This is a genomic window from Marinobacterium iners, from assembly GCF_017310015.1.
Lineage (GTDB): Bacteria > Pseudomonadota > Gammaproteobacteria > Pseudomonadales > Balneatricaceae > Marinobacterium > Marinobacterium iners.
In genome coordinates this window covers 943,165-956,152 of the sequence record NZ_CP022297.1, presented here as the reverse complement: position 1 = coordinate 956,152, position 12,988 = coordinate 943,165, and the positions used below count along the sequence as shown (strand labels likewise).

Annotated in this window: 12 protein-coding genes; 2 read left to right on the top strand and 10 right to left on the bottom strand. The window is 55.1% G+C overall.

What is annotated here, in order from left to right:
- Window positions 1-2 precede the first annotated feature (2 nt).
- The 3 genes from CFI10_RS04640 to CFI10_RS04630 are packed head-to-tail and all read right to left on the bottom strand — an operon-like array spanning window position 3 to window position 2,068.
- Window positions 3-521, bottom strand: a complete 519-nt coding sequence (locus CFI10_RS04640; protein WP_206840003.1) for a nuclear transport factor 2 family protein — start codon at window positions 519-521, stop codon at window positions 3-5.
- A 10-nt stretch (window positions 522-531) separates the two neighbouring features.
- Window positions 532-894 carry an IacB protein gene (locus CFI10_RS04635; RefSeq protein ID WP_206840001.1) on the bottom strand — a complete coding sequence of 121 codons (363 nt, stop codon included), beginning with the start codon at window positions 892-894 and terminating at the stop codon, window positions 532-534.
- A gap of 25 nt (window positions 895-919) precedes the next feature.
- Window positions 920-2,068 carry an acyl-CoA dehydrogenase family protein gene (locus CFI10_RS04630; protein ID WP_206839999.1) on the bottom strand — a complete coding sequence of 383 codons (1,149 nt, stop codon included), beginning with the start codon at window positions 2,066-2,068 and terminating at the stop codon, window positions 920-922.
- Window positions 2,069-2,742: 674 nt separating this feature from the next.
- Here CFI10_RS04630 and CFI10_RS04625 point away from each other — a divergent pair.
- A complete protein-coding gene (locus tag CFI10_RS04625; protein ID WP_091828150.1) occupies window positions 2,743-3,222 on the top strand; it encodes a MarR family winged helix-turn-helix transcriptional regulator in 480 nt (159 codons plus the stop codon).
- Between the two features lie 3 nt (window positions 3,223-3,225).
- On the opposite strand, the gene CFI10_RS19155 is transcribed toward CFI10_RS04625, so the two are convergent.
- The 7 genes from CFI10_RS19155 to mhpD all read right to left on the bottom strand — a co-directional run bounded on the left by CFI10_RS19155 (window position 3,226) and on the right by mhpD (window position 11,647).
- The gene (locus tag CFI10_RS19155; protein ID WP_242530110.1) at window positions 3,226-6,105 is read right to left on the bottom strand and encodes an HD domain-containing phosphohydrolase; all 2,880 of its coding nucleotides are present in this window, start codon (window positions 6,103-6,105) and stop codon (window positions 3,226-3,228) included.
- A 65-nt stretch (window positions 6,106-6,170) separates the two neighbouring features.
- Complete coding sequence (locus CFI10_RS04615) at window positions 6,171-7,199, bottom strand: AI-2E family transporter (protein ID WP_206839990.1); 1,029 nt, start codon at window positions 7,197-7,199, stop codon at window positions 6,171-6,173.
- 36 nt (window positions 7,200-7,235) lie between these two features.
- Complete coding sequence (locus CFI10_RS04610; RefSeq protein ID WP_206839981.1) at window positions 7,236-7,634, bottom strand: acyl-CoA thioesterase; 399 nt, start codon at window positions 7,632-7,634, stop codon at window positions 7,236-7,238.
- A gap of 139 nt (window positions 7,635-7,773) precedes the next feature.
- Complete coding sequence (locus CFI10_RS04605; protein ID WP_206839978.1) at window positions 7,774-8,808, bottom strand: TRAP transporter substrate-binding protein; 1,035 nt, start codon at window positions 8,806-8,808, stop codon at window positions 7,774-7,776.
- 46 nt (window positions 8,809-8,854) lie between these two features.
- Entirely contained in the window at window positions 8,855-9,877 is a 1,023-nt protein-coding gene (gene dmpG, locus CFI10_RS04600; protein WP_206839976.1) for a 4-hydroxy-2-oxovalerate aldolase, read from the bottom strand.
- 13 nt (window positions 9,878-9,890) lie between these two features.
- A complete protein-coding gene (locus CFI10_RS04595; protein WP_091828144.1) occupies window positions 9,891-10,826 on the bottom strand; it encodes an acetaldehyde dehydrogenase (acetylating) in 936 nt (311 codons plus the stop codon).
- A gap of 29 nt (window positions 10,827-10,855) precedes the next feature.
- A complete protein-coding gene (gene mhpD / locus CFI10_RS04590; protein ID WP_206839967.1) occupies window positions 10,856-11,647 on the bottom strand; it encodes a 2-keto-4-pentenoate hydratase in 792 nt (263 codons plus the stop codon).
- Window positions 11,648-12,051: 404 nt separating this feature from the next.
- Here mhpD and CFI10_RS04585 point away from each other — a divergent pair, with 404 nt between their 5' ends.
- Window positions 12,052-12,861, top strand: a complete 810-nt coding sequence (locus tag CFI10_RS04585) for a DNA-binding transcriptional regulator (protein WP_206839965.1) — start codon at window positions 12,052-12,054, stop codon at window positions 12,859-12,861.
- Window positions 12,862-12,988 lie beyond the last annotated feature (127 nt).

Genomic DNA, 12,988 nt, shown 5'->3' with positions numbered 1-12,988 from the left:
ACTTATTCCTCAGGGACCGGCAGTGGCTGGGGGTTGTCCCAGGGGGTCTGCACGGGCCGATTGAACCGACTGGTGGTACAGAAATGAGCGATCTTCCAGCGCCCGTCCTCCCAGCGAAAACGCACATTCAACAGTGCACTGCTGAGCTGTGAACGGCCATCGGTAAAGGTAGCGGTCTGCAACAGCACCCAGGTGCCTTCAGCTTCGGTTTCGCTCTGCACGTTCACCTTTTCAGAGGTCAGAAAATGCACGTTCAGAGCAAAGTGCGCCGGCGGCAGGGTGTATTTCACGAACATATCCCTGATCGCTTCACGTCCTTCACGGCGGCCGAAAGTGGCGGCGTAGCGCTTGCCCTTGCCTTCCCAGATGGCGTCTTCGGTAAACAGCGCCATGAGCGGGTCGAGGTCAAACCCCTCGTTGAGGTAATCGCACAGTTGCATGTATTCATGCAGGCAGGCGCTCACATCCCGTGCCGCCTCCAGTGCAAACACCCGCTGACGCAGCTGTTCCAGTTCGCTCATCAGTCAGCCCTCACGCACGCTGGACGATCAGTTCACGACCGGTGCGCGCCTCAACCTTGGCATAACGCCACAGTTTGTAGGGGCCACTGCCCACTTCTGTGCTGCGAAACAGGTTGCAGCAGGCAACAACTGTGTCGTAATCCGCCACGTCCGCCAGCAGGTAGGTTGTCCAGGGATAGCCGCTTGAAGGCCCGACCATACTCTGGTCGTCATCCATGTTGCCGATCACTTCAACGCCATCCATATCGTGAATGCCGTTCCACATTGCACCGAAGGCCGCCCATACATCGAGCTGCTCTTCACGCGGAGCATCCATGAAGTTCTGGTTGATGCCCATGCAGAACAGGACGCGCAAAGGTTTCTTATCACTCATGGTGTATCTCCTTGTTTTTGTTCAATTACAGGTAGCCCGGCAGGGGATCATGGCCAAAGAACATGGCACCTGCATTTTTCAGGGTGACCGCCCCCATGAAGGCGTGCTGAGTGCACATCATGGAGTCACGCACAATGCGCGACAGCGGATGATCATTGTAGGTGCCGGTCATGCCGGTCACTTCGTAGGTACTGCGAATCGCATCGGCACACTCGTGTGCCAAATTGGTGGTCGCAAGGCGGATCAGGTTGATCTGATCTCGGTTCGGTTCATCACCGGCCAGAATGCTGTTCCAGGCGTCTTCGGTGGCTTCATAGAAGAAGGCGCGAGATGACCGCACCTTGGCTTCCGCCTTGGCGATTTCGATCTGCACATACTCGCGCTCGCCCAGATTGGGCGCTCCGGTCACTGATGCACGGCCGGCCGCCATTGCCTGTACGACATCGAGCGCTTCACGGGCTAGACCTGCGGTAGTGACCGACAATACCTGAGCGGCAAAAGCCAATGTTGGGTAACGGAAAAAGGGCGCATCAATATTGGGCTTGCCGCCACGTACGAAGGTCCACTCTTCCGGCACAAACACATCTTCCACCACAAGGTCATGGCTACCGGTACCGACCATACCGATCACGTCCCAGTTGGGTTCGATCTTCACCTTTTCGGCCGGCATTACCGCCATGCGTGGCAGCGGCTCACCGTTATCCGGCTGCACACCAACACCGATCAAAGAAGCGCCCATGCAACCACTGCCGAACTTCCAGCGACCGTTGACGATATAGCCACCATCAACCTTTTTCGCTGGCTGGGTCGGGAAGATGCCGCCTGCGAACACAATGTTGGGCGTTTCGGCCCAAACCTTGTCGATAGTCTGCGGTGGCAGTGCCGACAAGTACGCGGGGTTCATGCCAAAGCTTGCGACCCAGCCGGCAGAACCGTCAGCGGCGGCCATGGCCTCGACCATCTGCAGGAACTCCATCGGGCTGCGCTCATCGCCACCCAACGCCTTTGGTACCATCGCCCGATACACACCGACATCCTTGAAGGACTCGATAATGTCGTGGGAAATGTACTGTTGATCCTCGAACTCCTGTCGGCGCTTGCGCACTTCATCCAGCAGGGCATCAAACACGGTCTCCCCGCCCCAGAGGGATTTGTCGATCTGATAACCAGGCATTCGCTAGGCTCCCTAGTTGTTGTCTTTATTGCAGATACACGTACCGGTAAACCGCATTCGGCGCCTGGTACATCATTGGTAAACCCGGCTGCATGGTTGCATTCGGGCTGCAGGAGGAACCGCCGGGTATGTGGCCCGGACAGGTTGTGTTGACGGCGCGAGGCCCTTCGAGGGCACTCCGCTCACAGCAGGTGATCAGTATGTTCATAGCGGCTCTCTAGTTGGGTCTAGTTGTTATTGTGTGGCAAATCCGACTGGTCGAATGTTGCTTAAGAGCTGCATAAAGAATTTCACTTATCACTTGAATCGTCAACTAATTATCCCGCATTAAATTCATGACCACGGTCAGACCGCAGCACCTGAAAAACAACAAGCAATAGTCGGGCCACTTTTTAAATAACCATGAAAAATAAAACAAAAAACGCTAAAAATAGCGTTAAAATCTGTTAAAGTTGATTCAAACCACCGTCAAAAAACAAGTAATATGAGTTATTACCATAAATGAATTTTCAAGATCCCACATGATCCGACCGCTCTAACCCGCTCTAAAAGAGAGCAAAAACAAACACTGCGCACCAAAGGTTTTCACTCAATTTATAATCCCTATATACTTTCCAGATCAACTTTCAACCGACCCCCTGCCGGTCGGATGTAGCCGGAGACATCGCTGTCCAATGAGCAGTAACCGTAAAGCCGACATGTACGACCCACTGAGTGACGATTTCAAGCGTCGTGAATTTCCTTTCTACTGGATTGCACAGCTCAATGCGCTTTACAGCCAGGAGATGGAGCGGTTGCTGAAACGGGTGGATATGGATGTCCCGCGCTGGCGCATCATTATGATTCTCAAGGAGCACTCGGAACTGAGCATCTCCGAGATTGCCAGCCATGCGGTGGCCAAGCTGCCAACCACCACCAAAATTGTATATCGCATGCGGGATGAAGGACTGGTCAACCTGATCACGTCCAGTGAGGATGGCCGGGTGACTCTGGTGTCACTGACCGACAAGGGACTGGATAGCCTGGAGCTGATTCGCAGCTCTGTCAGTCAACTGTTCCGCAAGAGTTTCAAGGGGCTCAGCTCAGCTCAGATACACCGCACAAACGTGCTGTTGGCAAAGCTGTATGACAACCTTAAAACTCTCTCGGATTAACCATCAGCCGTGTTTGGCGGACCGCGATAGCAATATCAACTGTCGCAGATCGACTTTGTCGATCTGTTCTGGTTTGAGAAAGCGACGGGCATACTCAAGGTAAACCCCCGATTCAAGAAAGAGACAAAACACCTCTGGGTCCAGATGCCCGTCACGAGACATGAAGGCCAATATCCGCAATGATTCCGACAGCGTTTTGGCCGTTTTATAGGGGCGATCGGCAGCGGTCAGCGCTTCGAAAACATCTGCCAGCGCCATGATACGCTCCGGTACTGTGAGTGACTCAGCATCCAGCCTCCGCGGGTAACCATCACCATCCATTCTTTCATGATGATTACCGGCAATATCCGGAATACGGCGCAGTGACGGAGGCAGTGGCAGCATGCTCAGCATGCGGATGGTTTGCACGATGTGGTTGTTGATGCTGAAACGCTCCTCCGCCGTCAAGGTCCCATAGACCTGCGTCAGGTTGTACAGCTCACCCTGATTGGCCTCATATTCCGGCAAGGGCATGTCAAAGCCCCAGATGTTATCCGGGTTGCTGGCCTCTACCGGGGGCCTGCGATCGCCCCAGGGAATAATATGCTCAACTCGATCAGCCAGCAGCATTTCACGGGCAGGCAGGCGCTCATCATCATTCGGCAGTCGATCCAGTTCAGCCTGTGACAAACCCAGCCGACGATCAAAATGACGCGCCCAGCTGCGAGATGCAATTTTATGCAACCTGGCGATATCGTCATCAGGCAGCTTCTCGCTGCCCACATTGGAGCGAGCCACGATTTCAAACTCCTGCTGCAACTGACGGCGCTGCCGGTCACGACGCTCACGCAGCTGGGGTTCCGCTCCACTCTCAATAACCCCCTTGAGATAGGCAATCTCCACATCGCGCCACAATACTTCAAACCGAGTTCGGATTTCATGAATTCGGTTGTAAAGGGTTTCAAGCTTGGTGGACTTATCCATCACATATTCAGGTGTGGTGATCTTGCCACAGTCATGCAGCCAGGCCGCCAAGCGAAATTCATACCGCTCCTGCTCATCCATGCGAAACGCATTGAAGCGCCCACTCTCACTTTTGCAGGCGGCATCCACCAGCATTTCGGCCAGAATGGGAACTCGCTCGCAGTGAGCGCTGGTATAGGGTGACTTGGCATCTATCGCATCCGCCAGCAACCGAATGATCGCATCGAGCAACTTCTCCTGCGCCTCAAGCAGCTGCCGAGTTTCGATGGCCGTGGCTGCAGAGCCAGCCAGCTCTTCCAGGAAGCCAGAGACAGAGTCACCATCCACACGGGCGTCGCCATTCATTCGAAGCACCATCACACCGGCCGGATATTTGTAGCGCCCCTTAAGCGGCGTCACCATAACGCCGTCAGCTTCGGCCAAGGCATCTCTGACGGCTGCCACCTGGTACGACGTTCGCGGCTCGTCGACAGCGATAATCTCGGGAAAACAATGAGTTATACTCCGCGGCTGATGAACAGTAGACAGTACCAGTGCGTGCCGGTCGTAGTCGTACAGATAGATGGCACAGCTGTCCGCCTCCATGCTGGCCTTCAGATCCCCCGCAACGTCCGGCAGCATTAGCTCCAGACGACGCTCACGGGCCAATGTCTTGCTGATCGACTGGAAATGCTGCACAACCGTCACCAGCCGCTGGATAATACCACTGAGGTCACGCACCTCCTTGATCCGGGAGCGCACCTGTACCGACCCGCTGAAGTCGAATTGCGTCAGCGCAAGCACCTTTTCGGACAGCTGATCCAGCGGCTTCACTACCCAGTGTGCCAGCCAGTAGCCGATCAGCAGCAACAACAGAGTAAACGCCAGTGACCAAAGCAGCATCCGCTGCCCATGCCTGTGAGCATTGGCCAACAACTGCTCAGCAGGCACCGCCATCAACAGCTCCAGCGATTCATCGGCCAGCGCCAGCATGGGAACGCGCACGCCGTACCACTCGCGCCCCTCCGCCGTGTAGCCGATCAACTCGCCGGGCTTACTTGATTGACTCATCAACTGGTCAAGTGCGGGCACCTGAAGCTCATCCAGTGTTGCCAGGCGAATACCGCCCGCCTGACGTACAATCATTTTTTCAACTTCAGGGTATGCCAACGTACGTCCGAGCCGGTCAACTACGACCAGCTCATAGCCTTGTTCAGGCCTCATGCGTGCCAGCTCCGACGATATATCCTGAACTGAGGCATCTATACCGACTACCGCACCCGATGCCCCCTTAAAAGCCAGAGTCACTCCGGTTTCTCGCGTGGTGTAGAACAAATAGGGGGCGGTCAGGATTGGGGCTTGTGCATTCAGCGCCGACTGATACCAGGGGCGAGTATGAGGATCAAAAATATAATCCGGTCTGTCATTTTGACTGATCACCTCAAGCTGATCAGTCACAAACAGCCAACGGGCTCTCTGGGGCCTGTCAGTCGTGGCTGCTTCAACACTCTGTACCAGATATGCCGCCCCCTCAGGCGCGGATACAGAACGACGAAACGCAGACTGTCGCAACGACCGTACCAACCAGAAGCTATGGTCAGGATAACCAATATACACAGCACTGATCACAGGATTGGCGCGCAGTGCTTCAACCAAAACCGGTAGCCGCTGCAGGCGCTGCTCCAGCTGCTCGGCAGTGGTCAAAGGGTCATGCACCAGTAGTCGAAGCGTACTTTGCAGTGGCTGAATCAGCCGCAGGGTCTCGGAATCAAGCTTGCTGGCAAACTGCTGGGCGGAGCTGCGACTGGCTTCCAGCAGCACATCCCGCTGCCCCATATAGGCGTTGATCACGAGAATCGCACTCAATGCCAACATGCTCAGCATGATGGTAAAGCTGATAACCCATCGCAAGCGCAATCCGCAGCTCTGTTTCCTTTCCATGATCCACCGCCACCTGTCTGTCAGCAGTAGAAGATTAGCTCAGAATCATGATAACGACAGTGTTTTCAGTTACCCAACATGATGGCGATCCAGCGAGTCGAAGGGTTCTGCTCCAGTGCTATCTTGGCGATCATCGTCAGCGGTATTGACAGAAACATTCCTGCCGGACCAAACATCCAGCCCCAGATCATCAAGGAAAGAAACACCACCAGCGGTGACAATCCAAGCCCACTACCCATAAAGCGTGGCTCCAGAATATTCCCCATAAGCACATTCACGGCGATGTAACCTGCAGCAACCAGGGCGGCATCGGGTACGCCCAGCTGCACGATAGCCAGCAGTACAGCCGGAATGGCGGCCAGGATGGAACCCACATTCGGTATGAAGTTCATCAAGGCAGCGATGAGCCCCCACAGCGGGGCGAAGTCCACACCCAGAATCCATAACCACAAACTGATCAGCAGGCCAGTTGCAATACTGATGGTCGTCTTGATCACCAGATAGGTATTCACCTGACGCACGAAGTTGCCGGCCTGATCCAGCGACTTTTCAGCACTGGGCAACGCCTTGTGCAACTTGTCTGTCAGCAGTGTTGCTTCCAGCAGCAGGAAAATCACGATAAACACGATCAGCAGCAGATTGGTCAGCAGGCTCCCAAGATTGGTCAGAGCATTGCCTGCCAACCGCATCAAGGATGCCGGGTTGAAGTGATTCAGCATCTGGTCACGGGTTACGGGCAGTCCCAGCCGTTCAAAATAGGGCACCAATTTGACCGCTTCTTCCTGTAGGCGCGTCTGATAGGTAGGCAACCGCAAAGTAAAGGTATCGATGGCTGATCCCACAAACAACACCAGCACAGAGCCAAACACTACAAGCCCGACCACCAACAGCACAATCGCCAACCAGGGGGGCACTCGGTGAGAGGTCATCCAGGCCAGTGGCGGTGTACATATGATGGCAACAAAGAACGCCAACAAGACGGGAATGACAATGGCCTCAGCCTGTTTCAATGCGCCCAGTATAACCATCAAGGCGGCAATACCCAGCAGCCACTTGAAGCCCTGAGAAACGGTAAACGGATCCGATGAGGACATGATCACTCCCTGTTAAGTGGATAGCTGCCTGTTGACTCAGTCAACCTCTTTGAAATGCACCTGCAGCATCGCTTTCTGTTCATCAGTCAGCGATTGTGCTCGCCCGTTGGCGAAGTCGTAACGTACCATAAATGACTTGCCCTTGGCGCCAACCTTGTCATCCTGCCAGGCTTCCTGATACACGGTGAAAGAGCTGTTGCCGATCTTGCAGACGTAGGTCCGAATTTCGACATCGCGACCGTAAAACAGCTCACCCACATAGTCGACCTCAATCCGCGCCATGATGAGCTGCCACTTTTTCATATCCAGATCGGGTGTAAAAATACGAAACAATTCATTGCGCGCACCCTCGAACCATTGGGGCACGCGGGTATTGTTGATATGACCAAGACCATCTGTATCGTAGAAGGCTGGCGTTGCGATTTGTGTAAACACGGCTCACTCTCTCATGGTTGGGTTTTCCCGAGTATATTAAGAGCCGGGTCGAATGTAACCCAAATTACGGTATTGAGTGCCGTCCACTTACGCAAAAAGCCGGCCACAAGGCCGGCTTTGGTACCGTGTAAGTAATTGCTTACTTGTCCAGTTCAGCCTGATAGGCACGGGCTACTGCACGCAGCTCGTCCAGCGCTGCACGGGCATCCACTTTCAGATCCGCCACGCTCTCGATCCAGGCATCGTCGATGCCTTCTGCCAACTGTGCGTATTCCTGCGCCAGAGGAGCTCCTTCAGCGACGACGTTGATATTAACGCCTGCAGCCTTGGCAGCCTCAAGACCAGCCACATCGGACTCATCCTGAGCACGACCACCCAGCGCCGACAGCTGCTCACCGGACACGCTCATGATCGCTTCGCGGTCTTTCGGGTCCAGATCGGCGAGGAAGTCCGGGTTGATGAAGAAGGAGAAACTGCCCAGGTACATGCCACCCGGCAACTGGGTAGAGTGAGTGATCACTTCGTCCAGACGCAGATTTTTGACATCACACACCGGCAAGAACACCCCATCGATGACTCCCTGCTGCAGCATTTCGTAAACCTTGGGCGCAGGACCGGCCACCGGCACCAGACCGGCACGCTCACCGATCACGGCCTGTACCCCGCCGCCGATGCGGATCTTCTTGTTCTGCAGGTCACTCATGCTGTTGACCGGGAAAGTACTGTGTACCTGACCCGGGCCATGCGTGACCAACGCCACCAGTTCAAGACCGTCAAACTCCGGCGCACCCTGGAAATACTTGTTGTGAACGCGCCAGTGCGCCACCGAAGCCGCTTCGGCAGACACACCCAATAGCGGCTGTTCAACAATCTGAGTCAGACGGAAACGGCCCGGCACATAACCATGGTAACCCCAGCTCGCATCGGCAACACCGTCTTCCACAAGGTTGAACATGGTTTTCGGGTGACCCATGTTGTACTCCACCGCCAGTGTCACCCGGTTATCGGTAGCGTCTTCGATCCACTTTTTCCAGGTTGGCAGAACAACTTCGTTCACCGGGTGCGTCGGCGGCATCCAGCTGGCAAAACGCATGACGGTCTGGCTCATGGCAGAAGTGCTGTAGAGGGCACCCAGCGTGGCAACCAAGGCCACGGTAGTCTTCAGTTTTTTCATTGCTATACCTGTTTTAGTTATGTTTATCAGAGTGTTGTCTGTTGTTTCAGCGCTGATTAAGTAGATCCAGCGCCACATCCACGATCATGTCCTCCTGACCACCGACCATCCGGCGCTTGCCCAGCTCCACCAGAATATCGACTGTCTTGAGACCATATTTTTGCGCCGCTACTTCGGAGTGACGCAGGAAGCTGGAGTAAACGCCCGCATACCCCAGCGCCAGCGTTTCACGGTCGACACGTACCGGACGATCCTGCAGCGGCCGTACCAACTCATCGGCAGCATCCATCAAGGTATAAAGATCGGTACCGTGCTCCCAGCCCATCCGCTCGGCAGCAGCGATGAACACTTCCAGCGGCGCATTACCGGCCCCGGCTCCCATTCCGGCAAGCGATGCGTCGATACGATCACAACCCTCTTCCACCGCAACGATGGAGTTGGCAACGCCCAGTGACAGGTTGTGGTGAGCATGAATGCCGGTAGTCGTTGCCGGGTCCAGTACATCTTTGACAGCACGGAAGCGATCACGGATATCCTGCATACCCATGGCGCCACCGGAGTCCACCACATAGATACAGGTGGCGCCGTAGCCTTCCATCAGTTTCGCCTGCTGCGCCAGGCCCTGAGGCGTGGTCATGTGACTCATCATCAGGAAGCCAACGGTATCCATGCCCAGTTCACGCGCGCACTCGATGTGCTGCTTCGATACATCCGCTTCGGTACAATGCGTAGCAACACGCACCACCCTGGCTCCGGCATTGTAGGCCGCTTTCAAATCATGAATGGTACCGATCCCGGGCAGCAGCAGCGTAGCGACCTGAGCATGCTCGACCACATCCGCCACCGCCTCGATCCATTCCAGATCGGTATGGGCGCCGAAGCCGTAGTTGAAGCTGGAACCCTGCAGGCCATCGCCATGAGCCACTTCAATACTGTCTACTTTCGCCTTGTCCAGCGCACGAGCAATGTCGCGAACGTTATCGAGCGAGTACTGGTGTCGAATTGCGTGGCTGCCGTCACGCAGGGTCACGTCGGAGATATAGAGTTTCTTGCCTGGATTGAATGACATGTTTCCGCTCCTGTTACTGCGCTTGCATGGAAACAGCCATCCGCTCGGCGGTGGCCATGGCTGCTGAAGTCATGATGTCGAGGTTGCCGGCATAGGCAGGCAGATAATGAGCCGCGCCCTCAACCTCAAGGAAAACTGAGGTTTTCAGTCCCGAATAACGCCCCACACCCGGAATATTGAGCGGTTGGTCCTCAGGAATAAGATCAAACTGGACCTTCTGCTTGAGCCGGTAGCCCGGCACATAGGCCTGAACGGCCGCGGCCATCTCTTCGATGGATGCTTCCACCTGTGCCTGATCCGCTGCTTCAGACAGGACGTATACCGTATCGCGCATAATCAGCGGTGGCTCAGCCGGATTCAAAACAATAATGGCCTTGCCCTTGGCCGCACCACCCACCGCACTGATCGCTTCCGATGTGGTTTCGGTAAATTCATCGATGTTGGCACGGGTACCGGGCCCGGCCGACTTGCTGGAGATCGAGGCAATGATTTCGGCGTAGTGCACCTTGGCTACACGGGATACCGCGGCCACCATAGGAATGGTCGCCTGGCCACCACAGGTCACCATGTTGACGTTCTTGGCATCCAGATTCTGCTCCAGATTCACCACCGGGACACAATACGGGCCAATTGCCGCCGGAGTCAGGTCGATCAAACGGATATCTGACTTGTACTGCCTTAGAAAAGCATCATTTTTCACATGCGCACCGGCAGACGTGGCATCAAACACAAAGTCGATATCGGCAAACACCGGCATCTGAACCAGCCCCTCAACGCCCTCGTGTGTGGTGGCCACCCCCATGCGAGCGGCACGGGCCAAGCCATCAGAGGCAGGGTCGATGCCAACCATGGCGCCCATTTCCAGGTACCGGCTGTTGCGCATGATCTTGATCATCAGGTCGGTACCGATATTGCCGGAACCGATGATGGCGACTTTCAATTTCTTCATTCTGACTCCCAAGACACCCGAGAACTGGCTCAGGCCTGTGCAAAGGTGACGGCCACCTGGCCAATGCCACTGATTTCGGTTTCAAACTGATCGCCAGGAGCACAGGCCACCATCGGCCCAAGTGCACCTGTCAATACCAGATCGCCGGCACGCAGCGGCGTACCCATTTGACTCATGGTACGTGCCAGCCAAAGCGCGGCGTTAAGCGGATTGCCCAGGCATTCGGCCCCACTGCCTTCTGATGCCACTTCACCGTTGCGGGTCATCCGCATGCGAGCCCCGCGCAGATCGACATCATCAATGCGACGGGCCGGAGTCCCCAGCACAAAACAGCCACTGGATGCATTGTCGGCTACCGTATCCACGAAGCGGATATCCCAGTCGGCAACGCGGCTGCCGACTATTTCCAGCGCCGGCAATACCCAACCAATTGCCTGGATCAACTCGGCGTGAGTACAGTCCTGCTGTGGCAGGTCACGCTCCATGATGAAAGCGATTTCGGCTTCGATCTTCGGCTGCATCACGCGGTCGCAAGGAATCAAGTCGTTGTCGCCGTAGCTCATATCGGCAAACAGGGTGCCGAAATCCGGTTGATCCACCCCCAGCTGAACCTGTACTCGCGGGTTGGTGAGACCGATCTTGCGCCCTACGATGCGCCGCCCCTGCGACACGGCATGCTCGGTATTGATCTGCTGAATACGATAAGCCGATGCGGCATCCTGAGACTGCAGCTGCTCACGAATCGGAGAGGTCACACTGCCCTCTTGCTCTGCTGCTCGCAGACGCAAGGCCAGTGTCTGTAACTGTTGTTCATCTGTCATTGAAACTGTAACCCTGAATGACACCACAGGTGGGCGATGAGTTGATATCCGGGGGCAAACTTTCGGAAAGACCAGACGGGATACCAGCGATAGTGGCTGTGAGATATGAAAAACAGCAAAACTGAGCAGGCAGCAGCATATTTATATCCGGGGCCATACCTGAAACGGCAGCTTGATTGATATACTGTTCACAGTTTTTTGATATATACAGATCAACAATAATATCTTTTGCCGACGTATATAAATGCTGAACACAGTTGAGCAAGCTGGTTATTAACACCGTGGACTCCGTTATTGCATATTTTTATTATGCAACGGAGTATAGAAACTGCTGTTCCAACGCAGCAACATAAATCGCACCCAAGGTGCACTATGTGCACAACGTATCAACAGGAGATATGAGCATGACCGAGCAACAGAACGAGCCTGCCCGCGGGGAATACAAACGGGTTCAGGGCCTGATTCGCGGCCTGCAGTTGCTCAATTGTCTCAACCGCTGTGATGGCGGTGCTCGTATCACCGAGCTGGCACAACAGACCGGGTTGCATCGCACCACAGTGAGGCGGCTGCTTGAAACTCTGCAGCATGAAGGATACGTGCGCCGCAGCGAATCGGATGACAGTTATCTGCTGACACTCAAGGTGCGTGAGCTGAGCGAGGGTTTCAGGGACGAACAGTGGGTGTCCCAATGTGCTGCTCCCCTCTTGGGCGAGCTGATGCAGCAGGTTGTCTGGCCAACGGATATCTCAACACTGGATGTGGATGCGATGGTAATTCGTGAAACCACCCACCGCTTCAGCCGACTGTCTTTCCACCGCTCTATGGTAGGTCGCCGACTGCCCATGTTGCTGACTGCAGCAGGTCGTGCCTACATTGCCAACTGCCCTGAGCAGGAACGTCAACATATTCTGCAGCTGCTGGCCAATCGCAACGACAGCCAGAGTGGCCTGGCGCAGGATCAGAATTACATCGACAAACTGGTGCGCAAGACACGCCAGGATGGCTACGGCTCAAACTACCGGGACTGGGGTGAAGAGGGTCGCATTGCCGCGATTGCACTACCTATCCGCCATGATGATCGTGTATTGGGCTGCCTGAACCTGGTCTATATAGCTGACGCCATGACCATTGAAGAAGCAGCCCGTCGATACCTTGAAGCGATGCAGTCCGTGATCGGTCGAATAGAAGCCCGCTTGAACCCCGTCATTGATTAATCTTGTCCACACCTATGTTCACTATGTGCACATAGGGTGTGTTTTCGCTTGATGTTGCCTCCCTCCCTGTACAAAATCCATTTCAACACAGCGGGTAAATCGGCTCGGCCGTTTGTATTCAAATATT

Bases quoted from the DNA above. Each gene is read 5' to 3' on its own strand.
- CFI10_RS04640 (WP_206840003.1), bottom strand. From the start codon at position 521: ATGAGCGAACTGGAACAGCTGCGTCAGCGGGTGTTTGCACTGGAGGCG.
- CFI10_RS04635 (WP_206840001.1), bottom strand. From the start codon at position 894: ATGAGTGATAAGAAACCTTTGCGCGTCCTGTTCTGCATGGGCATCAAC.
- CFI10_RS04630 (WP_206839999.1), bottom strand. From the start codon at position 2,068: ATGCCTGGTTATCAGATCGACAAATCCCTCTGGGGCGGGGAGACCGTG.
- CFI10_RS04625 (WP_091828150.1), top strand. From the start codon at position 2,743: ATGAGCAGTAACCGTAAAGCCGACATGTACGACCCACTGAGTGACGAT.
- CFI10_RS19155 (WP_242530110.1), bottom strand. From the start codon at position 6,105: ATGGAAAGGAAACAGAGCTGCGGATTGCGCTTGCGATGGGTTATCAGC.
- CFI10_RS04615 (WP_206839990.1), bottom strand. From the start codon at position 7,199: ATGTCCTCATCGGATCCGTTTACCGTTTCTCAGGGCTTCAAGTGGCTG.
- CFI10_RS04605 (WP_206839978.1), bottom strand. From the start codon at position 8,808: ATGAAAAAACTGAAGACTACCGTGGCCTTGGTTGCCACGCTGGGTGCC.
- dmpG (WP_206839976.1), bottom strand. From the start codon at position 9,877: ATGTCATTCAATCCAGGCAAGAAACTCTATATCTCCGACGTGACCCTG.
- CFI10_RS04595 (WP_091828144.1), bottom strand. From the start codon at position 10,826: ATGAAGAAATTGAAAGTCGCCATCATCGGTTCCGGCAATATCGGTACC.
- mhpD (WP_206839967.1), bottom strand. From the start codon at position 11,647: ATGACAGATGAACAACAGTTACAGACACTGGCCTTGCGTCTGCGAGCA.
- CFI10_RS04585 (WP_206839965.1), top strand. From the start codon at position 12,052: ATGACCGAGCAACAGAACGAGCCTGCCCGCGGGGAATACAAACGGGTT.